Source organism: Streptomyces sp. NPDC047706 (genome assembly GCF_043204795.1).
Classification (GTDB): Bacteria; Actinomycetota; Actinomycetes; order Streptomycetales; family Streptomycetaceae; genus Streptomyces.
In genome coordinates, this window is the sequence record NZ_JBIDCW010000008.1 from 100931 (window position 1) to 124985 (window position 24055).

At 73.3% G+C, this 24055-nt stretch carries 24 protein-coding genes; 8 read left to right on the forward strand and 16 right to left on the reverse strand.

What is annotated here, in order from left to right; translation table 11 throughout:
* Nucleotides 1-280 precede the first annotated feature (280 nt).
* Both ACGF8A_RS12010 and ACGF8A_RS12015 read right to left on the reverse strand, forming a co-directional pair.
* On the reverse strand, nucleotides 281-943 hold the full coding sequence (locus tag ACGF8A_RS12010; RefSeq protein ID WP_003993737.1) for a response regulator transcription factor: 663 nt from the start codon (nucleotides 941-943) through the stop codon (nucleotides 281-283).
* Between the two features lie 381 nt (nucleotides 944-1324).
* Nucleotides 1325-1993, reverse strand: coding sequence for a DUF3000 domain-containing protein (locus tag ACGF8A_RS12015; protein ID WP_393106897.1), 669 nt, complete (start codon nucleotides 1991-1993; stop codon nucleotides 1325-1327).
* A 180-nt stretch (nucleotides 1994-2173) separates the two neighbouring features.
* On the opposite strand from ACGF8A_RS12015, the gene hemE reads away from it, so the two are divergent.
* Nucleotides 2174-3241 carry a uroporphyrinogen decarboxylase gene (gene hemE, locus ACGF8A_RS12020; RefSeq protein WP_393106899.1) on the forward strand — a complete coding sequence of 356 codons (1068 nt, stop codon included), beginning with the start codon at nucleotides 2174-2176 and terminating at the stop codon, nucleotides 3239-3241.
* Nucleotides 3242-3245: 4 nt separating this feature from the next.
* On the opposite strand, the gene ACGF8A_RS12025 is transcribed toward hemE, so the two are convergent.
* Entirely contained in the window at nucleotides 3246-4070 is an 825-nt protein-coding gene (locus ACGF8A_RS12025; RefSeq protein ID WP_393106902.1) for a rhomboid family intramembrane serine protease, read from the reverse strand.
* A gap of 123 nt (nucleotides 4071-4193) precedes the next feature.
* On the opposite strand from ACGF8A_RS12025, the gene ACGF8A_RS12030 reads away from it, so the two are divergent.
* Nucleotides 4194-4517 carry a hypothetical protein gene (locus ACGF8A_RS12030; RefSeq protein ID WP_393106904.1) on the forward strand — a complete coding sequence of 108 codons (324 nt, stop codon included), beginning with the start codon at nucleotides 4194-4196 and terminating at the stop codon, nucleotides 4515-4517.
* A gap of 18 nt (nucleotides 4518-4535) precedes the next feature.
* Here ACGF8A_RS12030 and ACGF8A_RS12035 read toward each other — a convergent pair whose 3' ends face one another.
* Both ACGF8A_RS12035 and ACGF8A_RS12040 read right to left on the reverse strand, forming a co-directional pair.
* Nucleotides 4536-5933 carry an FAD-dependent oxidoreductase gene (locus ACGF8A_RS12035; RefSeq protein ID WP_393106906.1) on the reverse strand — a complete coding sequence of 466 codons (1398 nt, stop codon included), beginning with the start codon at nucleotides 5931-5933 and terminating at the stop codon, nucleotides 4536-4538.
* Nucleotides 5934-5960: 27 nt separating this feature from the next.
* Entirely contained in the window at nucleotides 5961-7007 is a 1047-nt protein-coding gene (locus ACGF8A_RS12040; RefSeq protein WP_393106908.1) for a DUF4349 domain-containing protein, read from the reverse strand.
* Nucleotides 7008-7137: 130 nt separating this feature from the next.
* On the opposite strand from ACGF8A_RS12040, the gene hemG reads away from it, so the two are divergent.
* Complete coding sequence (gene hemG / locus ACGF8A_RS12045) at nucleotides 7138-8592, forward strand: protoporphyrinogen oxidase (RefSeq protein WP_393106910.1); 1455 nt, start codon at nucleotides 7138-7140, stop codon at nucleotides 8590-8592.
* A 5-nt stretch (nucleotides 8593-8597) separates the two neighbouring features.
* Nucleotides 8598-9329, forward strand: coding sequence for a hydrogen peroxide-dependent heme synthase (hemQ, locus tag ACGF8A_RS12050; protein WP_393106913.1), 732 nt, complete (start codon nucleotides 8598-8600; stop codon nucleotides 9327-9329).
* On the opposite strand, the gene ACGF8A_RS12055 is transcribed toward hemQ, so the two are convergent.
* The 11 genes from ACGF8A_RS12055 to zapE form a co-directional block, all read right to left on the reverse strand.
* Nucleotides 9330-10964, reverse strand: a complete 1635-nt coding sequence (locus ACGF8A_RS12055) for an alpha/beta hydrolase (protein WP_393106915.1) — start codon at nucleotides 10962-10964, stop codon at nucleotides 9330-9332. It abuts the gene before it with no gap.
* Nucleotides 10965-11109: 145 nt separating this feature from the next.
* Nucleotides 11110-11886 (reverse strand): TIGR04222 domain-containing membrane protein, encoded by a 777-nt coding sequence (locus ACGF8A_RS12060; protein WP_393106917.1) that lies wholly within the window; start codon nucleotides 11884-11886, stop codon nucleotides 11110-11112.
* Between the two features lie 96 nt (nucleotides 11887-11982).
* The gene (locus ACGF8A_RS12065; RefSeq protein ID WP_393106920.1) at nucleotides 11983-13374 is read right to left on the reverse strand and encodes a DUF692 family multinuclear iron-containing protein; all 1392 of its coding nucleotides are present in this window, start codon (nucleotides 13372-13374) and stop codon (nucleotides 11983-11985) included.
* 239 nt (nucleotides 13375-13613) lie between these two features.
* A complete protein-coding gene (locus tag ACGF8A_RS12070; RefSeq protein WP_393106922.1) occupies nucleotides 13614-14360 on the reverse strand; it encodes a peptidyl-tRNA hydrolase in 747 nt (248 codons plus the stop codon).
* Between the two features lie 31 nt (nucleotides 14361-14391).
* Nucleotides 14392-14574 (reverse strand): hypothetical protein, encoded by a 183-nt coding sequence (locus ACGF8A_RS12075; protein ID WP_393106924.1) that lies wholly within the window; start codon nucleotides 14572-14574, stop codon nucleotides 14392-14394.
* Nucleotides 14575-14592: 18 nt separating this feature from the next.
* Complete coding sequence (locus tag ACGF8A_RS12080) at nucleotides 14593-15447, reverse strand: polysaccharide deacetylase family protein (RefSeq protein WP_393106926.1); 855 nt, start codon at nucleotides 15445-15447, stop codon at nucleotides 14593-14595.
* A gap of 218 nt (nucleotides 15448-15665) precedes the next feature.
* Nucleotides 15666-16646 (reverse strand): slipin family protein, encoded by a 981-nt coding sequence (locus tag ACGF8A_RS12085; RefSeq protein WP_393106928.1) that lies wholly within the window; start codon nucleotides 16644-16646, stop codon nucleotides 15666-15668.
* A 107-nt stretch (nucleotides 16647-16753) separates the two neighbouring features.
* Nucleotides 16754-18208: a SulP family inorganic anion transporter gene (locus tag ACGF8A_RS12090; RefSeq protein WP_393106930.1), complete on the reverse strand. Its 1455-nt coding sequence runs from the start codon at nucleotides 18206-18208 to the stop codon at nucleotides 16754-16756.
* Nucleotides 18209-18216: 8 nt separating this feature from the next.
* On the reverse strand, nucleotides 18217-18798 hold the full coding sequence (locus ACGF8A_RS12095; protein WP_393106932.1) for a carbonic anhydrase: 582 nt from the start codon (nucleotides 18796-18798) through the stop codon (nucleotides 18217-18219).
* A gap of 116 nt (nucleotides 18799-18914) precedes the next feature.
* Nucleotides 18915-19175, reverse strand: a complete 261-nt coding sequence (locus ACGF8A_RS12100) for a hypothetical protein (RefSeq protein ID WP_393106934.1) — start codon at nucleotides 19173-19175, stop codon at nucleotides 18915-18917.
* Nucleotides 19176-19361: 186 nt separating this feature from the next.
* A complete protein-coding gene (zapE, locus tag ACGF8A_RS12105; RefSeq protein WP_393106936.1) occupies nucleotides 19362-20462 on the reverse strand; it encodes a cell division protein ZapE in 1101 nt (366 codons plus the stop codon).
* A gap of 180 nt (nucleotides 20463-20642) precedes the next feature.
* Between zapE and ACGF8A_RS12110 the strand changes: the two genes are divergently transcribed.
* The 4 genes from ACGF8A_RS12110 (at nucleotide 20643) to msrB (ending at nucleotide 24034) form a co-directional block, all read left to right on the forward strand.
* On the forward strand, nucleotides 20643-21419 hold the full coding sequence (locus tag ACGF8A_RS12110; protein WP_393106938.1) for a pyrimidine reductase family protein: 777 nt from the start codon (nucleotides 20643-20645) through the stop codon (nucleotides 21417-21419).
* 149 nt (nucleotides 21420-21568) lie between these two features.
* Nucleotides 21569-22042: an indole-3-glycerol phosphate synthase gene (locus tag ACGF8A_RS12115; protein ID WP_393106940.1), complete on the forward strand. Its 474-nt coding sequence runs from the start codon at nucleotides 21569-21571 to the stop codon at nucleotides 22040-22042.
* A gap of 179 nt (nucleotides 22043-22221) precedes the next feature.
* On the forward strand, nucleotides 22222-23613 hold the full coding sequence (gene murC, locus ACGF8A_RS12120) for a UDP-N-acetylmuramate--L-alanine ligase (RefSeq protein ID WP_393106942.1): 1392 nt from the start codon (nucleotides 22222-22224) through the stop codon (nucleotides 23611-23613).
* Between the two features lie 13 nt (nucleotides 23614-23626).
* Nucleotides 23627-24034, forward strand: coding sequence for a peptide-methionine (R)-S-oxide reductase MsrB (gene msrB / locus ACGF8A_RS12125; RefSeq protein WP_393106944.1), 408 nt, complete (start codon nucleotides 23627-23629; stop codon nucleotides 24032-24034).
* Nucleotides 24035-24055: the final 21 nt, after the last annotated feature.

Sequence of the window (24055 nt, forward strand, 5' to 3'; positions counted from 1 at the left end):
GAGGGGGTCCGGGGGGGGGGGCCGCCCCCCCCCGCGGCCCGGGCGCGGGGCCGCCCCCCGGAGGGTCGCAAACCAGTCAGGCCCATGGGGTTCCCGGTCACGACCGAGGGGACGCGGGCGGGCATCGGCGGCTCGATCCCGTGCACGTCAGGTAATGCCGGGGTGATCCGGCGAAAGGGTGGCCCGGGTAGGGACGGCGGGAAGCGGGGGAGCGGGGGGAGTGGGGGGGGAGTGGGGGAGTGGGGAAGCGGGTGAGGGGCGGCTCCGGGTGGGGCGGTGGTCAGTGGATGATGCCGGTGCGCAGGGCCACGGCCACCATTCCGGCGCGGTCACCCGTGCCGAGCTTGCGGGCGATCCGGGCGAGGTGGCTCTTGACGGTCAGCGCGGACAGGCCCATCGAGACGCCGATCGCCTTGTTCGACTGGCCTTCGGCGACCAAACGCAGCACCTCGACCTCGCGGCCGGAGAGCTCGCGGTAGCCGCCCGGGTGACTCGGGGCACCCGGGGGGCGGCGGTGCAGACGGGCGGCGGCCGCGCCGATGGGGGCGGCACCCGGCCGGGTGGGGAGCCCGACGTTGGTACGGGTGCCGGTGACGACGTAGCCCTTCACGCCGCCCGCGAGGGCGTTGCGCACGGCGCCGATGTCGTCGGCGGCCGACAGGGCGAGCCCGTTGGGCCAGCCCGCGGCGCGGGTTTCGGACAGCAGCGTCAGACCGGAGCCGTCCGGCAGGTGGACGTCGGCGACGCAGATGTCGCGGGGGTTGCCGATGCGGGGACGAGCCTCGGCGATGGAGGAGGCCTCGATGACATCGCGCACACCGAGCGCCCACAGGTGGCGGGTGACGGTCGAGCGGACGCGGGGATCGGCCACGACCACCATCGCGGTCGGCTTGTTCGGGCGGTAGGCGACCAGGCTTGCGGGCTGCTCAAGGAGAACGGACACCAGGCCTCCTGGGTGCGGGGACGGGGCGGCTCGTGGGGGGGTGAAGCCGGGACGAACCGTGCTTTCAAGGTCACAGACGTCTTCGGCAGCAAACCGGTCCGCCTTTAGAGAATGATCACGATCTGGTGAGTAACAATCCGAGCAATTCGGACACGCGAGCGATCATCCGAAGATCGAACGGTTTCGGTTCGATTCGTTGTCCGGTCGAAAGTGGCCGTATCGACAAAGAGATCCACCCGAATGGCCGCATGCGTGTTTGCCCGGCCCGTCTTCGGCGAGCAGGGTGTGCGGGCGAGAGGGAAAGGCGCGGCGGCAACGCGTCCGGAGGCATGCTCGCAAGCACGCCCGGACGCCGGGGCGGGGCCGGGTGCGCGCCGCGGGTCAGCGGGCCTGCGGGTCGCGCCGCTGCGGCAGGGTGACCACCGACGCGTCGCCCGGACCGGCCGGCGGCAGGCCGGCGACCTGGGCCAGCAGGTCGCACCAGGCGGCGAGGTGGGCCGCCGTGTCCGGTACGCCGCCCAGGCCCTCCCGGGGGGTCCAGGAGGCCCGGATCTCGATCTGCGACGCGGCGGGACGCGCGGACAGCCCGCCGAAGTAGTGCGAACTCGCGCGCGTGACCGTGCCGCTCGCTTCGCCGTACGTCAGACCGCGCGCCTGCAGCGCGCCGGTCAGCCAGCTCCAGCACACCTCCGGCAGCAGCGGGTCGGCGGCCATCTCCGCCTCCAGCTCCGCCCGCACCAGCGTCACCAGCCGGAAGGTGCCGCGCCAGGCGTCGTGTCCCGCCGGGTCGTGCAGGAGCACCAGCCGGCCGTCGGCCAGGTCCTGGTCGCCGTCGACGACGGCGGCCTCCAGCGCGTACGCGTGCGGGGCCAGCCGCTGGGGCGCCCGGGTGGGCTCGACCTCGATCTGCGGCCGCAGCCGTGCGGTGCGCAGCGCCTCGACGGCGGCCCGGAAGGGCACGGGAGCAGTGTCGCCCGTATGCAGGTCCCCCTCCTTCGGGTCGTCCATTCCGCCAGCGCCGTCCGACAGTCGTCCCTGAGCCGCAGCCATGCGGTGCAGATTAAGGGGAACGGACGCCGGGCGCAGGCTAGACACCCCGCCCGGCGGTACCCGGACACCGGGTCCCGCCACCGGCGGACCCCGACGAGGCGCGCGCACCCCGGCGCGCGCCGGCCGGCCGGCACCAGGTGCCGGGCACCGCCCCTTCGGGCGCCGTGCGAGACTTTTCCCGTGAGTGCCAACGGAAGCCCTACGGGCCAGCAGCCGACAGCGACGTACGACTCCGCCTTCCTCAAGGCGTGCAGGCGCGAGCCCGTGCCGCACACGCCGGTGTGGTTCATGCGGCAGGCCGGGCGCTCGCTGCCCGAGTACCGCAAGGTGCGCGAGGGCATCCCGATGCTGGAGTCGTGCATGCGGCCCGACCTGGTCACCGAGATCACGCTGCAGCCGGTGCGCCGGCACGACGTGGACGCGGCGATCTACTTCAGCGACATCGTCGTCCCCCTCAAGGCCATCGGCGTCGACCTCGACATCAAGCCCGGCGTCGGCCCGGTCGTCGAGCACCCGATCCGCTCCCGCGCCGACCTGGCACAGCTGCGCGACCTCACCCCCGAGGACGTCTCCTACGTCACGGAGGCGATCGGCCTGCTGACCGCCGAGCTCGGTGAGACGCCCCTGATCGGGTTCGCCGGCGCCCCGTTCACCCTCGCGAGCTACCTCGTCGAGGGCGGCCCGTCCCGCACGTACGAGAACGCCAAGGCGATGATGTACGGCGAGCCGCAGCTGTGGGCCGACCTCCTCGACCGCCTCGCGGACATCACCGCCGCCTTCCTCACGGTGCAGATCGAGGCGGGCGCCTCCGCCGTCCAGCTCTTCGACTCCTGGGCCGGCGCCCTCGCTCCCGCCGACTACCGGCGCTCCGTCCTGCCCGCCTCCGCGAAGGTGTTCCGCGCGGTCGAGGCGTACGGCGTCCCGCGCATCCACTTCGGTGTCGGCTCCGGTGAGCTCCTCGGCCTGATGGGCGAGGCCGGCGCGGACGTCGTCGGCGTCGACTGGCGCGTCCCGCTCGACGAGGCCGCCCGCCGCGTCGGCCCCGGCAAGGCCCTGCAGGGCAACCTCGACCCGACGGTCCTGTTCGCCACCGAGGAGGCCGTCGAGAGCAAGGCCCGCGAGGTCCTGGACACGGCGGCGGGGCTGGAGGGCCACATCTTCAACCTCGGCCACGGCGTGATGCCGTCCACCGACCCGGACGCCCTCACCCGCCTCGTCGAGTACGTCCACACGCAGACCGCGCGCTGACGGCTCACCACGTCTGCCGGGGCCGCGCCCGCCTGCCGAACAGCAGGCCGCGTGGCTCCGGCGGCGGTGGCGTGCCCGGCTTCAGTGGCCAGGCGAGGAGCATGCCGGCGAGGAAGCCGACGATGTGGGCCGCGTACGCCACGGTGCCCGCGTCGGACACGCCCTCGCCGGAGGAGTACACGGCCTGGAGCACGAACCACAAGCCCAGCACCAGCCAGGCCGGCAGGCGCAGCGGCAGGAAGATCAGGAACGGGACGAGCACCCACACCCTGGCCTTGGGGTACAGCACCAGATAGGCGCCCAGCACCCCGGCGATCGCCCCGGAGGCGCCGATCAGCGGTTCTGCGGACCCGGCGTTGAGCAGCGCGAAGGCGTACGAGGCCGCGTAGCCGCAGACGGCGTAGAACAGTGTGAAGCGTACATGACCCATGCGGTCCTCGACGTTGTTGCCGAAGATCAGCAGGAAGAGCATGTTGCCCAGCAGATGCAGCCAGCCGCCGTGCAGGAACATCGCCGTGAGCACGCTGAGTTCGGGTGACTTGTCGTACCCCGGCGGGCCCACCGCACAGCCCGGGCCCCGGGGGCCGACCGCGACGTCCCCGGTCGGCACCAGGCGGGGCAGCTGATGGTGGATCAGCTCCTGCGGCACCACCGCGTAGCGGTCCAGGAACGCGTGCAGCTGGCACAGTTGCGCCAGGCTGCTGTCACCCGCCACCGATCCGGCGAGGCCGGGCGTGGACAGGAACACGACGACGTTCGCCGCGATCAGCGCGTACGTCACCCAGGGTGTGCGGCGCGCGGGGTTGACGTCATGGACGGGGATCACCACAAGGAAGTACTGCCCTCGATGTGCCCGCCGAACCGGTGAACGCGCCGGGCCCGGCGTGCGTATGCCTCCTCGACCGGCCGCGGCCCGGCGAGGCGCGTCGCGGGACGACGTGAGGAACAGGCGATGAACGAGCGAGTCACTCCTGAGGTGCAGGCCACCCCCGACGGCGAGGCGCAGCTCGCACTGGTGGTCCGCCTCCCCTGGGAGGACGTCGCCCGGCTCGGCCAGGAGGCCGGCCGCATGGCGGCGCAGTTGCAGCGACCGGTGACGCTGGACGAGGCGGTGGGCAACCGGCTGCGCTCCGTCTCCCCGGGCGCGCACGCGAAACCGGCGGGGGTGCAGCCCGGGGCCATGCCGGTGGCGCCGGCCTCGGTGTCGTCGCTGCCCTCCCGCCCGCCCGCGGAGCAGGCACGGCAGGCGATAGACCGCATCAACGGGACGGCGTGAGCCACCTGCGTCCCGCCGTCAGGACGCCCCGCGCAGCTTCCCCGCGGCCTTCCGCGCGGCGACCAGCACGGGATCCCACACCGGTGAGAACGGCGGCGCGTACCCCAGGTCCAGGGCGGTCATCTGCTCCACCGTCATCCCGGCGGTGAGCGCCACCGCCGCGACGTCCACCCGCTTGCCCGCTCCCTCCCGGCCGACGATCTGCACGCCGAGCAGCCGCCCCGTGCGGCGCTCGGCGAGCATCTTCACGGTCATCGGGGAGGCCCCGGGGTAGTACCCGGCCCGGCTGGTGGACTCGACGGTCACCGCCTCGAACTGCAGTCCCGCCCGCCGCGCGTCCTTCTCCCGCAGCCCGGTGCGGGCGATCTCCAGATCGCACACCTTGCTGACCGCGGTGCCGACCACTCCGGGGAAGGTCGCGTAGCCGCCTCCCACGTTCATGCCGATGACCTGTCCGTGCTTGTTGGCATGGGTGCCGAGGGCGACATGCCTCTCCCGGCCGGCGACCAGGTCGAGGACCTCCACGCAGTCGCCGCCGGCCCAGATGTTCTCGTGACCGCGTACCCGCATCGCCAGATCGGTCAGCAGCCCGCCGTGCTCGCCGAGAGGCAGCCCCGCCGCCTTCGCGAGCGTCGTCTCGGGGCGTACGCCGATGCCGAGCACGACCACGTCCGCCGGGTACTCGGCGTCCTCCGTGGCCACCGCCCGCACCCGCCCGTCGTCACCGGTGAGGATCTTGGTGACCTCGGCGTCGTTGACCATGGTGATGCCCATGCCCTCCATGGCCCGGTGCACCAGCCGCCCCATGTCCGCGTCGAGCGTGGACATGGGCTCCGCGCCCCGGTTGACGACCGTCACCTGATAGCCGCGGTTGATCAGCGCCTCGGCCATCTCGACGCCGATGTAGCCCGCCCCGACGACCACCGCTCGCCTGCCCCGCGTGCGGGTGAGGGTGTCCAGGAGTTCCTGGCCGTCGTCCAGGGTCTGCACACCGTGCACGCCGGGAGCGTCGGCGCCGGGCATGTCCGGGCGGATCGGCCGGGCGCCGGTGGCGATCACGAGTTTGTCGTACGACGTCCAGGACTCGGCCCCCGAATCGACCTCCCGCGCGCGTACCCGCGCCCCGGCGACGTCGATCTCCACGACCTCCGTCCGCAGCCGCAGGCCGATGTCGCGGGAGCGGTGCTCCTCGGGCGTGCGGGCGATCAGCTCGTCACGGCCGGATACCTCGCCGCCCACCCAGTACGGGATGCCGCACGCGGAGTACGAGGTGAAGTGGCCGCGCTCGAACGCCACGATCTCCAGCTCACCGGGGCCCTTCATACGGCGGGCCTGGGACGCCGCGGACATGCCCGCGGCGTCACCGCCGATCACGACGAGTCGCTCTCTGGTACCTCTCGCACCGCTCATGCTCATGCGAACACGCTACGGCCACGAGGCATTTCAGTCCCGCGCGCCCCGCTCCTCCTCCGGGGCGGGTCCGGCCGCGGGCTCAGGTGCTCGCCGGGCCGCCGGCAGCGGCCCGGGCGCCGTCGCGGGCGCCGTCGCGGGGCGGCGCGCCCTGCGGGGCCGCACGAGGCGCAGCCAGACGAGGACGAGCAGCGCCGCCGGCACGGCGAACGGCAGCACCGCGCCCAGGGCGACGGCGATCCAGCGCAGCATCGTGACGAAGGCGTCCCAGCCCCCCGCCAGCGCGTCCGTGAACCCGGGGGCGTCGTCCTCCTTCGGCGTCGTGGCCACCGGCTTCTCGAACAGCGACAGGGTGATGGTCGACAGGCTCGTGCGGTCCTTCAGCGACGCCTGCTGGGCGAGCAGCGCCTCCAGGTCGGCCTGGCGGCCGCTCAGCTCGCCCTCCAGCTCCACCACGTCGCTCAGCCGGGTCGCCCGGTCCATCAGCTCGCGGATCCGGGCGACGCTGGCGCGCTGGGTCTCGATGCGGCTCTCCACGTCCACGACCTGGTCGGTGACGTCCGTCGCCTTCGCGGTGCGTTCGAGCAGCTTGCCCGTGCCCTCCAGGCCGGCCAGGACGTCCTCGTACCGCGCGACGGGCACCCGCAGGACGACGCGGGTGTGCTCGCCCCCGTCCTCGTCCCGGGTGGTGGTCTCGCTGCCCACGAAGCCGCCCGCGGTCTCGGTGGCGGTACGGGCCTCGTCCAGGGCCTTCGGTACGTCCTTGACCTGCACGGTCAGTGACGCGGTGCGGATGATGCGGTTCGTCGGGAGCTGAGGCGCGGCCGGAGGCCTCCGCCCGCCCGGGCGGCTGTCGCTGTCGTAGGCGCCCTCCTTCGCGCCCGGACCGGCGGCCCCCTGGTCCTGGGCGGCGGCCGCGTCCCCCCTGGAGCCCGAGGAGGTGCGCGCCTCGCCGCTGCACCCGGTCAGCGCGAGGGCGGTGGCGAGCAGGAGCCCGGCCAGAGCCGGGACAGGGCGAGCCGCGAAGCGGCGTGCGGTGCGTGGCGCGTGCATGTGGTGAACCCCCGGGGGTCGTGGCATCGGACGCTCCTTCGACGCCGGGACGGGCCGGGACGTTGGGCCCGCGCGGTCCCGATGCGGTCACGGTCGGGACTCGGCGGGGCCACGGGGCGACGGGGTGACTGCCGGTGGTGTCTGAGAGGGTGGAGTCATGAACGCAGCACCCACCGGCGCCGGGCACGCCGTCGTCGTCGGAGCCGGAATCGCCGGGCTGGCCGCGGCCCACCGGCTGCTGGACCGCGGGGCGCGGGTGACCGTGCTGGAGGCGTCCGGCCGGATCGGCGGCAAGCTGCTGCCCGGCGAGATCGCGGGCGTGCGCGTGGACCTGGGGGCCGAGTCGATGCTGGCCCGCCGGCCCGAGGCGGTCGCCCTCGCGCGCGAGGTGGGCCTCGCGGACCGGCTCCGGCCTCCGGCCACCACGACCGCCTCGCTGTGGACCCGCGGCGCGCTGCGCCCGATGCCCAAGGGCCATGTCATGGGCGTGCCGGGATCGGCGGCGGCGCTCGCGGGCGTGCTGTCCGAGGAGGGCCTGGCGCGCGTCGAGCGCGACGCCGGCCTGCCCCGCACGGAGGTCGGCGACGACGTGGCGGTGGGCCGGTTCGTGGCGGCGCGGCTCGGCCGCGAGGTCGTCGACCGGCTCGTCGAGCCGCTGCTGGGCGGCGTCTACGCGGGCGACGCCTACCGCATCTCGATGCGCTCGGCCGTCCCCCAGCTGTTCCAGGCCGCCCAGGCGCACGACTCGCTCACCGAGGCGGTCCGGGAGATCCAGGCCAGGGCGGCGTCGGCCCCGCAGAGCGGGCCGGTGTTCATGGGCGTCGAGGGCGGCGTCGGCAGCCTGCCGCTCGCCGTGGCCGAGTCGGTGCGGGCGCGCGGCGGCGAGATCATGACCGGGACCCCGGTGACGGAGCTGCGCCGCTCGGGCCGTAGGGGCTGGCGGGTCGTGGCCGGCGACCACGTCCTGCACGCCGACGCGGTGATCGTCGCCGTGCCCGCGTCCGCCGCCGCCGGGCTGCTGCGCGCCGAGGCCCCCGCGGCCGCGACCGAACTGGCCGCGGTCGAGTACGCGTCGATGGCGCTGGTGACCCTCGCCTACCGCCGCACCGAGGCGCGCCTGCCCGAGGGCAGCGGCTTCCTGGTGCCGCCGGTCGACGGGCGCACGATCAAGGCCTCCACGTTCGCCTCCCGGAAATGGGACTGGATCGCCGGCGACGACCCGGACCTGGTCGTGCTGCGCACCTCGGTCGGGCGGTACGGCGAGACGGAGATCCTCAGGCGCGACGACGCCGGGCTGGTGGACGTGTCCCGGCGCGACCTCGAGGCGGCCACCGGCCTCGACGCCACACCGGTCGCCACCCGCGTCACCCGCTGGGACGGTGGCCTGCCGCAGTACCCCGTGGGCCACCACGCGCGCGTGGCCCGGGTCCGCGAGCACGTCGGCAAGCTGCCGGGCCTCGCCGTGTGCGGCGCGGTGTACGACGGGGTGGGCATCCCGGCGTGCGTGGCGAGCGCGTACGCCGCGGTCGACCAGATCCACGGCGACCTGACGGCCGTGCGGGAGCTCACCGCCCACCCGGTGCAGAGCCTGCACGGCGGAGCGGGAGAATGAGGGACATGAGTGACGACGCCTCCACCACCGCCCCCGACCGGATCCCGAACAAGGGCAAGCTGGCCAAGGACCTCAACGAGGTCATCCGCTACACCCTGTGGTCGGTGTTCAAGCTGAAGGACGTGCTGCCCGAGGACCGCGCGGGCTACGCCGAAGAGGTCCAGGAGTTGTTCGACCAGCTCGCCGCCAAGGACGTCACCGTCCGCGGCACCTACGACCTCTCCGGGCTGCGGGCCGACGCGGACCTGATGATCTGGTGGCACGCCGAGACCAGCGACCAGCTGCAGGAGGCGTACAACCTGTTCCGCCGCACCAAGCTGGGCCGCGCCATGGAGTCGGTGTGGTCGAACATGGCGCTGCACCGCCCCGCCGAGTTCAACCGCAGCCACATCCCGGCGTTCCTCGCCGACGAGACGCCCCGCGCGTACGTCAGCGTCTACCCCTTCGTGCGCTCCTACGACTGGTACCTGCTGCCGGACGAGGACCGCCGCAGGATGCTGGCCGACCACGGCAAGATGGCCCGCGGCTACCCGGACGTGCGCGCCAACACGGTCGCCTCCTTCTCCCTCGGCGACTACGAGTGGCTCCTCGCCTTCGAGGCCGACGAGCTGTACCGCATCGTCGACCTCATGCGTCACCTGCGTGCCTCGGAGGCCCGGATGCACGTCCGCGAGGAGGTGCCGTTCTTCACCGGCCGCCGCAAGGAGATCGCGGAGCTGGTCGCGGGCCTCGCCTGATCAGCGAAGGCCCGCCGCGGCCTGGCGCTGCCGGGCGGGGACGCCCCGTTCGGCGGGGACGCCCGGCTCCGGCTCCGGGCGCGGGGCGCAGGACGCGCGGCGCGCCGGGAGGCGGCCGTCGAGCAGGTAGGCGTCCACGTGGGCGTTGACGCACGCGTTGGGGCCGCCCGCGATGCCGTGGGTGCCGGAGTCCCGCTCCGTGACCAGGACCGAGCCGGACAGCCGGCGGTGGAGTTCGAGGGCGCCGTCATAGGGGGCGGCGGCGTCCCGTTCGGCGGCCAGGATCAGCGTCGGCGGCAGCTCGCCCGGCCCGGTCCGCACGTCCAGCGGCCGCTGCCGCGGCGCCTGCCAGTAGGCGCACGGCAGGTTCAGCCACACGTTGCTCCACGTCTCGAACGGCGCCACGCGCGCGAGCCGGGTGTTGTCCCGGTCCCAGACCTTCCACTCCGTCGGCCACGGCGCGTCGTTGCACTCGACGGCCGTGTAGACCGCACGCGCGTTCTCCGCCTGCGCCGCCGTCTTGCGCTGCGGCGCGGCAAGCTCGGCCAGCGGACCCGGATCGCCCTTCAGATACGCGGACAGCGCCTCGGCCCGCGACGGCCAGAGGCTGTCGTAGTAGCCGGCCTCCAGGAAAGCGCCCTGCAGTTGTCCCGGCCCGGCCTTGCCGCCGGCCGGTTCCACGGCGAGCCGCGCCCGTGCGGTGTCGTATCCGCGCTGCACCTCCGCAGGCGTGGCGCCCAGGCCGTACACGCCGTGGTGCCGGGCGATCCAGTCCTTCATGTCCGCCCAGCGGTCCTCGAACGCCGCCGACTGGGCCAGGTTGTTGCGGTACCAGATCTGCGCCGGGTCGGGGTCCACCGCCGAGTCGAACACCATCCGCCGTACGTGCGAGGGGAACATCGTGGCGTACAGCGCCCCGAAGTAGCTGCCGTACGAGGCCCCCATGAACGTCAGCTTGTCCTCGTCCAGCGCGGCGCGCAGCACGTCCAGGTCGCGCGCGTTGTTCAGGGAGTGGTAGTGCCGCAGCGCGTCCCCGGACCGCTCGACGCACCCGCGCGCGTAGGCCCTGGCCCGCGCGATGTGCTCCTGCTTGTCCCTCTCCGAGGGGTGCGCCGGTGCGGGTGAGGGCCCCTTGAGGTGCTGCGCGGGGTCCTCGCAGGACAGCGGCGCGGAGCGGCCGACGCCGCGCGGGGAGTAGCCGACCAGGTCGTACGCGGCGGCCAGGCGCTTCCACTCCTGGAGCCGGCCGATCAGGGGGAAGGGCAGGCCGGAGGTGCCCGGACCGCCCGGGTTGTAGACCAGGGCGCCCTGACGGGGGACCTTGCGCTTGCTGTTGTGCGGGTCGCGCTGGGTGGCCCGGACCCGGCTGACGGCGAGCCCGATCTGCCTGCCGTCGGGCCGCGCGTAGTCGAGCGGGACGGTGACCGTGCCGCACTCCATGCCGGCCGGCAGGTCCTGCGCGCCGGGGCATACGCCGAAGTCGACACCGGCGGCCGCGGCGCGCGCGGCGGCCAGGGTGGTGCCGCGCAGTTCGGCCGTCGCGTCCGGGCGGGCCGGGGCGCTGCCCGCCGGGGCGGCGGCGAAGGTGGCCAGGAGCAGGGAACCGGCGGCCGTGTAGAGGGCGGCAGCTCTCATCGCGAATCCCTTCGGAGCGCGGCAGCGACAGAAGGGATGCTTCGTACGATTGTGGGCAAAGGCAAGCGCAGTGGGCTGGTGTCGGCACCAATGCGCCCATACGCCCCGAGGGGCCGGTGCGCCCGGTGAGCCGGGTGAGCCCGTGTCAGGCCCGCCAGCGGTGCCCGCCATGCGCGAAGGCCGCCCGCAGGTCCGGCTCGCCGACCGCGCGGACGCCGCGCACGGCGACCGAGGTGAGGTAGGCCCGCTCGTCCCCCGCGTCGCCCGAATGCCGGGCCAGTGCGTCGAGCAGCCGCTGTCCGGCCGGAGAGGCCCAGCGCGAGTACGGGTGGGCCTCGATACGGGCCAGGGCGAGACAGCTCAGGCAGAGGAACAGCGGCAGACTGAACCAGAGGGCGACCAGATGGCGCGGCACGCCGTCCTGAGCGGGCATCAGCAGCGCGGCCACGCCGAGCGCGAGCACGACCGCCGCGGCGATCCGCACCTGGCGCACGCCGGCCCCCACGGTGGTCCCTGACCCGGCAGGCACGGCGAGACCGGCGCCGACGAGCCGCTCGGCGAGACCGTGCACCGCGTCGGCGGCGGCCGCAGCAGCCCTTACCGGTGCGATGGGGGACTGCCCTTGCGGCCCGATGGCGCCTATCACCGACCGCTCGATGTCGTCCCGGCCGCGCGGGTCCACGACGGTCGCCCAGCCGGTGTGCGCGAGCAGCAGCCGCCGCTGCCGTGCCATCGACACCAGCGTCAGATCGGCGACGCGCGCCGGTCCGCCGGACAGGAACGCGGCCTCGTACAACGTCAGATCGCGCTGGCCTCCTGTCACGGCGCCGGCCTCCGCCGCGCGTACGGCTGCAAGGCACAGCCGGGTGCACGCGAGACCGGACACGGCCCAGGCCGGCAGGAGCAGGAGGATCCAGAACATGCCGTGTTTCTATGCCAGCCGACTGAGAGACTCCATGCCTTGTTCACATTCCGGGACCGGGCGTTGCCGGTACGTGACGTTCCGCCCGGCCCGCGGTCAGCGGCGAAGCAGTACCCGCCGGGCCCTGGCCATCCGTGAACGGGGACGCGGCACCGAGCCGGACCGCTCCAGCCACCACTCCCGCAACTCCCGCCGCGACCGGGCCTCCTGGGGCCGGCCGGCGAGCAGCAACTGCTCGGCGAAGTCCAGCGCGTCCCGCCGGTACCCCCCGGTCATCGGATGCCGCTGGGCGTACGCCAGGAAGGAAGGCCGAAAACCCGCTCCCAGGATCCGCGGCAACTCGGGCGCGACGCCGGCCGCCATGTCCGCCCGCTTACCGGCCAGCGCCCGCGCCTGCACCGCGAGCCGTGCCCGGTCGAACCCTTCGGGGACGGGGGTGCCGGCGACGAGGGCGGACAGGAGCGCGGCCTGCGAGAGAGCGAGGCGCTGCCGGGCGGGGCCGGAGCCGGGCGCCGGAGACCCGGTGCCCCGGGACCCGGCGGGCTCGACGGCCGAGTCTCCCGGCGTGCGCGCCGCCGGGACGGCCGCGGGCGCGCCGGACACGCGGCCCGCGCAGTCCGTGGAAGCCGCAGCCGAGGCGACCGGCGCCAAGGTCCTCTCCCGCGCCCCCTTCTCCAGCGCCCCCCGGATCGCCGTCAGCTCCCGCTCCAGTTCGGCCGGTTCCGGGAAGTTCTCGTCGCGCTCCAGCAGCACGCCCGGCGGGGAGATCCGGGACGCGAGGTCGGTGAGGATGTCGAGGACCGGCCGGGGGACCGGGTGGGCGTGGCTGTCGTGCCAGACGCCGTCACGCGCGAAGCCGCCGGCGACATGGACGTAGGCGACGGCCTCCAGCGGGAGTTCGGCGAGCGCCTCGGCCGGGTCCTCGTCCCGGTTGACGTGGTTGGTGTGCAGGTTCGCCACGTCGATCAGGAGCCGTACACCACTGCGGTCGGCCAGCTCGTACAGGAACTGCCCCTCCGTCATCTCCTCGCCCGGCCAGGAGATCAGCGCGGCGATGTTCTCCACGGCGAGCGGCACGGGCAGTGCGTCCTGCGCGATGCGGATGTTCTCGCAGAGCACGTCGAGGGCGTCCCGGGTACGCGGCACCGGCAGCAGGTGCCCGGCCTCCAGGGCGGGGGACGCCGTCAGCGGGCCGCCCGCCCGGACGAACGCGATGTGCTCGGAGACCAGTGGCGAGCCGAGCACCTCCGCCCGCTCGGCCAGCGCCGAAAGACGCGCCGGGTCGGGCCGGTCGGCGCCACCGAGGCCGAGGGAGACGCCGTGCGGGACGACGGTCACCCCTCGCGCGCGCAGCCGCTCGAGCGAGGGGGGAAGGTGCCCGGGGCAGACGTTCTCGGCGACGGCCTCGACCCAGTCGACGCCCGGCATGTGCTCCACGGCGTCCGCGATCTCCGGCCGCCACCCGATTCCGGTTCCCAGTCGCTGCATGGCCCCCTCTTTCACGTCTGTCCTGTCGCACCTGGATCCGCTGAGTCGTCTCCTTCGACGGACCGCTGTTCTCCGGCGTGAGGGGGGTATGGCCCCGCTCGCGGGGCCCGAATCCCGCCGCGTGCGCCTTCAGAGCAACATTTGAGGTTGGGTCCCCGGTTGGGTCCCCGGTGTCCCCATCTGTCTCTACGGGGGCGGGGCGCCGGATGTTCATCCGGTCCCGCGAGCCGTGCGGCGGTTCAGCGCAACGCCGGATGGTCGGCGACGACGGTGCAGCTGCCCGCGGGGATCTCGGTGTACCCGGCGTCGCGCACCAGTGGCAGACCGGACGTGGTCAGCCGCCGCCACCGCGCGGGCTCCGAGGTCCGCACGGCCAGCGGGAAGCCGGCGTCGCGCCAGGCCGCGCGCTCCTCGTCCGGCAGTTCCCACCAGGCGAGCTGGGCGCCGTGACCGGCCTGTGCCATGGCCTTGCCGGCGGACATCGCGACCTCGGGGTTCAGCCACAGCACGGGAGTGCCCCGGTCCGCGCCGAGCGGCGGCTCGGGATCGTCGAGGTCGGTTCCCGACACCTGGAGCCGCGCGAGGTCCTTGGGCCACCCGTCGAGCGGTACGGGCGGAAACACCCTCACCTCGGCCGACTTCCCCGTCACGGTGATCCCGGGCAGGGCTCCGGCCCGCCGCCACTCGGCGCCCCGGGCCCGCCGCACCACCTTCCGGATCCGCGCGTCCTGCCAGTCCCGTACGGCCTGGGCCCACTCCCCGTCGTCCAGCGACCGGGCGTCACTCAGCAGGACGAGCACGGCACGGGCGGCGGTCTCCAGCGCGTCGGTCCGGGCGGGCGGGGCGTCCCGCTCCATCCGCACGACCAGTGGCAACACGAACTGGGGCGCGGCGTCGCGTGCGCCGGGCCCGGAGCGGAAGGGGCTGTCAGCGGGTTCAGTGGTCACGCCGTCCAGTCTGCCAACCCCGGGGAGGCGAGGAGCCATGCGCCCGGTCCCCGCGACCGCACCGCGCCGGCTACCCGGAGCAGGCCGTGCGCTGCGCCTCCAGCCACTCGCACGCCGGACACAGCGTGATCCCCTTGTACGACTCCGGGTACTCCGTCGGTTCCCGGCACAGCACGCATTCCGCGTAGGGCGGCCCGTCCGCCTTGGGGGGCCTGCTCGCGTTGATCAGGCAGTAGTCGTCACCGTCGCTCATGGCTCCAGCGTATGCCGGTCACGACGATCCTGCGGAGGCCGCGGCCGACGCCCCGATCAGCTCGGACACCTTCACGAACCGGTACCCCTGCCGCCGCAGCTCCGGCACGATCGTCCGGACCGCCCGCTCGGTCGTCGGCGCCGCGCTGCGCGTGCAGTGCAGCACGACGACCGACCCGGGCCGCACTCCCTGCAGCACCTGCCGGGCCACCGCGTCCGCGTCCGTCGCGAAGGCGTCCCCGCCCACCACGTCCCACTGCACGGACGTCACGCCGGAACCGCTCAGGGCGCGCAGCGCCCGCTGGTCGTAGCAGCCGCCGGGGAACCGGAAGTACGGTTTCGCGTCCCGCACGCCGGCCCGGCGGAAGGCCGCGTACGCCCGCTCCACCTCCGTGCGCATCCGTTCTTCGCCGACGGTCGGCAGGCCGTAGCAGTCGGCGGTGAACGCGTAGTGGCTGTAGGAGTGGTTGGCGACCTCGAACAGCGGGTCCCGGTCGATGCCGCGGGCCTGGGTCGGGTACTGCTCCGCCCACCGGCCCGTCATGAACACGGTCGCCGGCACCTTGAGCGCCCGCAGTGTCGCGATCAGCTGGGGGTTGTCGAAGTGTTCCCCGCCGGCCGCGCGGGGCCCCTGGTCGGCGGTCATGTCGGCGTCGAAGGTGAGCGCGACGGTCCTGCCCCCGGTCCGCGGGCCGCTGGTGAACACCGGCGTGAGGCCCGCGGGGCCGGGGGCGAGGGTGGGCGGTTGCGAGGGGGAGGCGGGCGCCGAGGGGACCGCCGGCCGGCCGCCCTGCGGCGGCCGGCCGGTGCCGCAGGCCGCGAGGGCGGCGCCCAGGACGCAGACGGTGATGACTCTACGCGCATAAGTGATCACCTTGTGAAAATATGACCTTCATGTCGGCAGTCGTCGCAGACGCGGCGCCGGGTCACCCGGCCGGCGGCCTCCGCCACGGACCGCGAACCGCGAAGGCCGTCCCCGGGCCGTAGCAGTCGGCGTACACCCTCCAGTCCGGCGAGAAGGTGGCGCCCACCCCAGGGCACGCCGTGTCCGCCGGCTGCCGCCGGTCGCTGGAACCACGCGCGTGGCACCCGTCATGGAGCGCCGGCGAGTCCCGGGGCGGGGCGCGGCTCCTGACCGGTGCCGGGAGTGCCGTCGGCCTGCCTGGTGAGGCCCGCGGCCTCGTCGGGCCGCTGGGGCACCTGCTGCGGTGCCGCCGCGGGCACGGGGCCCGGCTCCCGTGACACGTCCGGGACGTTTCCCGCACCCTGCGCACGGCCGTGGCTCTGGACGCTCCCCTGCGGGTGGTCCGTCAGCTGAGGTGCTCGCTCCAGGAAGCGGAGCAGCTCCACCGGGAAGGGAAGAACCAGCGTCGAGTTCTTCTCGGCGGCGACGGCCACGACGGTCTGGAGCAGGCGCAACTGCAGCGCCGCCGGGGTCTCCGCCATCTGCTGGGCCGCCTCGGCGAGCTTCCTCGACGCCTGCAGCTCGGCGTCGGCGTTGATGACGCGGGCACGGCGCTCGCGGTCGGCCTCCGCCTGGCGGGCCATGGAGCGCTTCATCGTCTCGGGCAGCGAGACGTCCTTGATCTCCACCCGGTCGACCTGCACGCCCCAGCCGACGGCCGGGCTGTCGATCATGAGTTCAAGGCCCTGGTTGAGCTTCTCGCGGTCGGACAGCAGGTCGTCCAGTTCGCTCTTGCCGATGATCGAGCGCAGTGAGGTCTGGGCCATCTGCGAGACCGCGAACTTGTAGTCCTCGACCTTGATGAGGGCGCTCGCCGGGTCGACCACCTTGAAGTAGACGACGGCGTCCACACGCACGGTCACGTTGTCGCGGGTGATGCCTTCCTGGGCCGGTACCGGCATCGTGACGATCTGCATGTTGACCTTGTGCAGCCGGTCGACGAGCGGGACGATCAGCGTGAATCCGGGCGACCGCACCTCGCCCCTGAGCCGGCCGAGCCGCAGCACCACACCGCGCTCGTACTGCTTGACGACCCGCGCCGCGGCGCCGAGGTACACCACGCCCACGGAACCGGCCGTGGCCGCCGCCACCAGGAGTTCATCGAGCATGACGACCTCCTCGCCAGAGGTCCGCAATGTCTGTTCCTGCAACGATATGCCCGGTGTCCGGTCCGGGGCCACGGGGCTCCGGACCGGACACCGGGCCATGAGGCCGGTCAGGGTATGGTCACCTTCACCGGATCGGTGCCCGAGGCGCTGTGCCGCTCGGCCCAGCTCTCCAGCGCCGTACGGCACGCGTGGTCCAGGTGATGCAGACCGGACAGGTTCAGCTCGATGGGCCGGTCCTGGGGCAGCGACTCCAGGCTGTCGAGGATCTTCGGCAGCCGCAGGAAGGTCGCGTTGCCCGACAGGTGGGCCTGGATCGGCCCGGCACCCTTGTCTATGACCTCCATCTTGAGGTGCGAGGCTTCCCAGGCGGTCTTGGCGACCGACAGGGCCAGGCCGATCAGAACGCCCTCGAACATGTTCACCCCGACGATGGCGAGCGCCGTGACGACGAGGATCAGTGCCTCACCGCGGTGGTCGCGCCACATCGTGACGAGCTGCCGGAACGGGATCAGCTTCCAGCCCGCGTGGACCAGGATGCCGGCCAGTGCGGGCAGCGGGATCAGCGCCAGCGCCGACGGCAGCAGGGCCGCGAACAGCAGCAGCCAGACGCCGTGCAGCACCCGGGAGGCCTTGGTCCGCGCACCCGCCTGGACGTTGGCCGAGCTGCGCACGATGACCGCGGTCATCGGCAGGGCACCGAGCACGCCGCAGACGGCGTTGCCCGCGCCCTGGGCCATCAGTTCCTTGTCGTAGCGGGTGCGTGGACCGTCGTGCAGCCGGTCCACGGCCGCGGCGCTGAACAGGCTCTCCGCCGAGGCGATCAACGTGAAGGCAAGGACGGTGCCGAGGACGGCCGGGTTCGCCAGCTCGCCGAAGGCGTCGGCGCCGGGTGGCTGGATCGAGTCGATCAGGCCGTTCACCTCGACCGTGGCGACCGGGAGGTCGAACGCGAAGGTGACGAGCGTGGCCAGGGCGACCGCCGCGAGAGCACCGGGCACCGCTCGGGCCTTCTCCGGCAGCCGCTTCCACGACACCATGACGGCTATCGTGCCCGCCCCTATCGCCACGGAGGCCACCGCCGTGGCGCTGCCGACGGCCGCCACGAGGGCCTCGGGCAGGCCGGTGATCTTGTCGATGCCGGACGTGGGGGCCTTCATGCCGGCCGCCGCGTACAGCTGGCCCGCGATGATCACGAGTCCGATGCCGGCCAGCATGCCCTCGACGACCGAGACCGAGATGGCCCGGAACCAGCGCCCCAGCTTCAGGGCGCCCATCAGGAGCTGGAGCAGGCCGGCGGCGAGCACGAGCACACCGAGCACCGGCAGCCCGAACTCGGTGACCGCCTCGTACACCAGGACGGTCAGGCCCGCCGCCGGGCCGGACACCTGAAGACTGCTGCCGGGCAGCAGACCGGTGACGATGCCTCCCACGATGCCGGTGACCAGGCCGAGTTCGGCCGGGGCGCCGGAGGCGACGGCCACGCCGACGCACAGCGGCACCGCGACGAGGAAGACGACGACCGAGGCGGCGAAGTCCTGCCTGAGGTAGGGGTACTTGGTCATGGCGGCCCTCACAGGGCCTCGAACACGCCGGTGCCGGTGCGGTGTTCGCGCACGGCGCCGGTGTGCACCTCGTAGTACCAGCCGCGCAGCCGCAGCCGGCCGTCCGCCAGCCGCCGCTCGACGCACGGGTACGAGCGCAGACGCAGCAGTTGTGCCAGGACGTGGGTCTGTACCGCCTCGGCGACCGTCGGGTCGGCGGGTTCGACGGCGCGCGGCCGGTCGGCGGCGTGCGCCAGCCAGTCACGCACGGCCGGTACGGCGTCGAGGTCGTCGCCGCGCACCAGCGCGCCGACGGCCCCGCAGTGCGAGTGGCCGCAGACCACGACGTCCTGGACGCCGAGCACCTCCACGGCGTACTCGATGGTGGCCGCCTCGCCGGTGGGACGGTCGGAGGTGTACGGGGGGACGATGTTGCCCGCGGTGCGCAGCTCGAACAGCTGGCCGGGGCGGGCGCCGGTGATCAGGGCCGGAACGACCCTGGAGTCGGAGCAGGTGATGAACAGGACTTCAGGGGACTGTCCCTGAGCCAGCTGAGCGAACTCCTCAGGGCGCTGTCCGAACATGCGGGCGTTGTCGATGAGGGGCTGCATGACGTGGTGATTCCTCCTGGCGCGCAGTGGGGGCGCGTCGGACGTGCATGACAGGGTGCGTGAGGGGACTGCTCCGTTCCCGGCGGCCGGTCGCGGCGACCGGCCTTCAGGGGGCCTCAGGCCTCGAACAGGGCCGGGGAGTGGGCAGTCGAGGGTCTCGACACGTGGTCGTACGCGGCACTGGGCACGACCGCGTCGGATTCGGCCCCCTCGCGTATCTGCTCACCGGAGCGCGTGGCGCCGGGCTGAGCCTTGGCCTCGATGTGACGGGCCGTGTACGCAGCTGCGAAGGGCGGGGAAGGCGCGAAGAAGGGAAGGATGAACGACACCGCGACAAGGGCCGTGCGCAGGGTCCGGATCGTCGTGCCTCGGAGCATCGGTCCTCCCTCCGGTTCGGTCGTACCTCTTGCCCGCACCAACGGTTGGTCAACAGCTGGTCAAGAAAGACATTAACCCTGCGAAGTTGTTTGCAGGGTCAACTTGGCGTTTCGAGCCCAAGAGAGCCTCAAAAGTGAGGTTGAGCTGGCGTGATCCGTCCCCTGACGCGGCGTACGGCGTGGCGTCTACCGGCCCTCGGTCAGCCGCTGGGCGTCCCGCGCCAGCGCGGTCAGCCGCGAGATGGCCCGGAAGTACTTCTTGCGGTAGCCGCCCTTCAGCATCTCCTCGCTGAACAGCTGGTCGAAGGGCAACCCCGAGGCCAGGACGGGCACTTCACGGTCGTAGAGCCGGTCGGCGAGCACCACGAGCCGCAGTGCCGTCGACTGGTCGGGAACCGGCCGCACGCCGGTCAGGCACACCGCCTTGACCCCGTCGGTCAACGCGCCGTAGCGGCTGGGGTGAACGCGGGCGAGGTGGTCGAGCAGCGGCGGGAACGCGTCGAGCGCGGCGCCCTCGGTGGCGTGCGCCGCCCGTGTCACCTGCTCGTCGGTGAACGGCGCCGGCGCCTGCGGCAGGCCGCGGTGGCGGTAGTCCTCGCCGTCGATGCGCAGGGCCCGGAAGTGGGCCGACAGGCCCTGGATCTCGCGCAGGAAGTCGGCGGCCGCGAAACGGCCCTCACCCAGCTTGCCCGGCAGGGTGTTCGAGGTGGCGGCGAGCGCGACGCCCGCGTCGACCAGCTTGCCGAGCAGGGTGGAGACCAGCACGGTGTCGCCGGGGTCGTCCAGTTCGAACTCGTCGATGCACAGCAGGCGGTGGCCGGAGAGCGTCTGGACGGTCTGCTGGAAGCCGAGGGCGCCGACCAGGTTGGTCAGCTCCACGAACGTGCCGAAGGCCTTGCGGTCGGGCTCGGCGGGGGTGGCGTGCCAGAGTGAGGCGAGGAGGTGGGTCTTGCCGACGCCGTAGCCGCCGTCGAGGTAGACACCGCGGGGCCCGGCGGGGGCCTTCGGCGTCCTGGCCCTGCCGAACCCGAGGAACCCCCGCCTGCCGGTGCCGGGAGCCGCGCCGAGGCCGGCCGCGAAGCCCTCCAGGACCCGCACCGCCTCGGTCTGGCTGGGCTGGTTCGGGTCCGGGATGTACGTCCCGAAGCGCACCGAGTCGAAGCGGGGCGGGGGCACCATCTCGGCCACCAGGCGGTCCGCGGGAACGTGCGGCTCTCGTGCGCAGAGGGAGAGGGGGGCGGCTTCGGCGGCTACGGGGCTTCGGCCGGCGGCGGTGGAGGAGGACACGCTTACCCATGCTAAGGGGTGGTCCGGGGGCGGTTCCGGCCACCGGCCGGTCCGCGGACACGTCCGGGCACCGTCCGCGCGCGGGTGCGGCCCCGGAGCCGGACGATCCGCCGTCCCCGCACGCCAGGCCGCCCGACGGCGCCCCGGATGAATCCCGGCACGCGTGGAACACTGCACGGCATGCGACGCCTCTTCCCTGTGACCGACACGACACTGGACCCGGCCGACCGTGAGTGGGATCTCGCGGAGCTGGCGCAGGCCTACGCCTACCCCGAGCCGGGTACGGGGAAGCCGGTGGCGTGGCTGCGGGCCAACATGGTCGCGACGCTCGACGGTGCCGCGCAGCACGACGGCAGGTCGCAGCCCATCTCCAACGCCACCGACATGCGCGTCTTCGGCACGCTGCGGGCGCTCGCCGATGTCGTGCTGGTCGGCGCGGAAACGGTCCGCCAGGAGGGGTACCGCCCCGCACGCGTGCGTGCCGAGTTCGCGGCGCGGCGTGAGGCGGCCGGGCAGCAGCCCGTACCCGCGATCGCGGTGGTCAGCGCCGGTCTGGACCTGGACTTCTCCCTGCCGCTGTTCGCCTCGCCCGTGGTCCCCACACTGATCCTCACCGGGGCGGCGGCGGCGCCGGACCGGGTGGCGGCGGCGGAGAAGGCGGGCGCCCGGGTGGTGGTCGCCGGGGACGGCGTCGGTGTGGAGCCCGCACGGGCCGTACGGGCGCTCGCCGAGCTGGGTCACACCCGGCTGCTCACCGAGGGCGGGCCCCGGCTGCTGGGTCAGCTGGTGGCGGCCGGGGTGCTCGACGAGCTGTGCCTGACCGTCTCCCCGATGCTCACGGCGGGCGGTGCGCCGCGCATCGCAGGGGGGCCGGCGGTGGCGGTCCCGCAGCGGTTCGAACTGGCGTCCCTGCTGGAAGAAGCCGGGTTTTTGTTCTCCCGTTACCGTCGGACCTGAGATCGACGGAATGTGCCGCTCCGCTTAGCTCGGGACGGGCACACTATGACCCGCACTACCCGCGCGATCACGGGGCAGGATGGTTTCCGCAGGGCCGGACGGCCATGGACGAAAGGGCCCACCGGCCCTCGGAGGAGAAGGGGCGCCTGGTGTTCACAAGCGTTTTGATGATCGAGAAGGCCCTGACGTCCGCCGACGTGGAGTTCGTCACCACCTTGCACGGGGAGGAGCCGGTCACCTTCCATGTGCTGCTCCAGCCGCGCGGCGAGCAGGCGGACCGCCTGTTGCGTGCCATCGACGACCTCGCGCTGGGGGAACTGGACGAGGCGGCGCGCGAGGGGGAGACGCCGGAGGGCGAGGCGGCCAGGAGTGAGGGGCAGCGGGCACTGGAGGTGTCCTTGCAGGCCCTGCGGGCCTCCGGCAGCGCGGCGCAGGGCCGGCTGATCGAGGACCATCCGCTGGACGTCCTCAAGGGCATGGTGGAGGAGGTGGGGGCCGACGAGGTGATCGTGCTGACGGACCCCCACTACGTGGAGGAGTTCTTCCACCGGGACTGGGCCTCGCGGGCTCGGCACAAGGTGGGCGTGCCGGTGCTGAAGCTGTTCTCGCACAGCAAGGCGTAGGGCGGCGGGTGCGGCTGCGGGTGCGGGTGCCTTGGGGCCGGTCACCGGTCGCCGCGCCCCCTGGCCGCGTGACCCCGCCGCCCCCTTGCCGGGCCTGCCGCGCCGCACGGAATAGGCTGGGGCCGCGCTTCCCCGTCGGGGTACGCAGCCCGTCGTAACGGATCTTGGGGAGAACACACATGGCACCCGGCCTTCCTACCGCCATGGACCGACCGCACTTCATCGGCATCGGCGGGGCCGGGATGTCCGGTATCGCGAAGATTCTGGCGCAGCGCGGCGCCAAGGTCGCCGGCAGTGACGCCAAGGAGTCGGAGACCGTCGAGGCGCTGCGGGCGCTGGGTGTCACCGTGCACCTCGGGCACGCGGCGGAGCACCTCGCGGACGACGCCAGCTGTGCCGTGGTGTCGTCCGCGATCCGGTCCGGCAACCCGGAGCTGGCCCGCGCGGCCGAGCTGGGCATCCCCGTGGTGCACCGGTCCGACGCGCTCGCCGCCCTGATGCGGGGCCTGCGGCCGATCGCGGTCGCCGGTACGCACGGCAAGACGACCACCACCTCGATGCTGGCCGTGTCGCTGTCCGCGCTCGGGCTGCGGCCGTCGTACGCGATCGGCGGGGACCTCGACGCGCCCGGCTCCAACGCGCTGCACGGCGAGGGCGACATCTTCGTGGCCGAGGCGGACGAGAGCGACCGCAGCTTCCACAAGTACGCGCCCGAGGTCGCGATCGTGCTCAACGTCGAGCTCGACCACCACGCCAACTACGCGTCCATGGAAGAGATCCACGAGTCCTTCGAGACCTTCGCCGGCAGGATCGTGCCCGGCGGCACGCTGGTGATCTCGGCGGACCAGGAGGGCGCGCGGGAGCTGACGCGGCGGGTCGCGGCATCGGGCGTGAAGGCCGTGACCTACGGCGCGGCCGACGACGCCGACGTGCGGGTGCTGTCGGTCGTACCGCAGGGGCTGAAGAGCGAGGTCACCGTCCTGCTGGACGGCCGCGAGCTCACCTTCGCGGTCTCCGTCCCCGGCCGGCACTACGCCCACAACGCGGTCGCCGCCCTCGCGGCGGGTGTGGCCCTCGGTATCCCGGCCACGGAGCTGGCCCCGGCGCTCGCGGCGTACACCGGGGTGAAGCGGCGGCTGCAGCTGAAGGGTGAGGCGGCCGGGGTGCAGGTGATCGACTCCTACGCCCACCACCCGACCGAGATGAGCGCCGACCTGGAGGCGATGCGGGCCGCGGCGGGCGACGCGCGGATCCTGGTGGTCTTCCAGCCGCACCTGTTCTCACGGACGCAGGAGCTGGGCAAGGAGATGGGCCAGGCCCTCGCCCTCGCCGACGCCTCCGTGGTGCTGGACATCTACCCCGCCCGGGAGGACCCGATTCCGGGCGTGACCAGCGAGCTGATCATCGAGGCCGCCCGGACGGCGGGCGCGGACGTGACGGCGGTGCACGACAAGGGCGAGGTGCCCGGGGTGGTCGCGGGAATGGCGAGGGCGGGCGATCTGGTTCTCACCATGGGCGCGGGCGATGTCACCGACCTCGGACCGCGCATCTTGGACCGCCTGCCGAAGTAAGGGGCTGACACCCATGTCGTACGACGTCGAGAAGCCGGACGAGCAGTGGCGCGTGGAACTGACGCCGGCCGAGTACGCCGTGCTGCGCCAGGCCGCTACGGAACCCGCGTTCACCGGTGAGTACACCGACACCAGGACCGAGGGCGTGTACGCGTGCCGGGCCTGCGGTGCCGAGCTGTTCACCTCGGACACGAAGTTCGAGTCGCACTGCGGCTGGCCGTCCTTCTACGACCCCAAGGAAAGCGACGCGGTGGAGCTGGTGCAGGACCGCTCGCACGGGATGGTGCGCACCGAGGTGCGCTGTGCGCGCTGCGGATCGCACCTCGGGCACGTGTTCGAGGGTGAGGGTTATCCCACGCCCACGGACCAGCGGTACTGCATCAACAGCATTTCTCTGCGGCTGGCTCCCGACGACGAGTAAGGAGCCGCGGCCTGCCCGGTC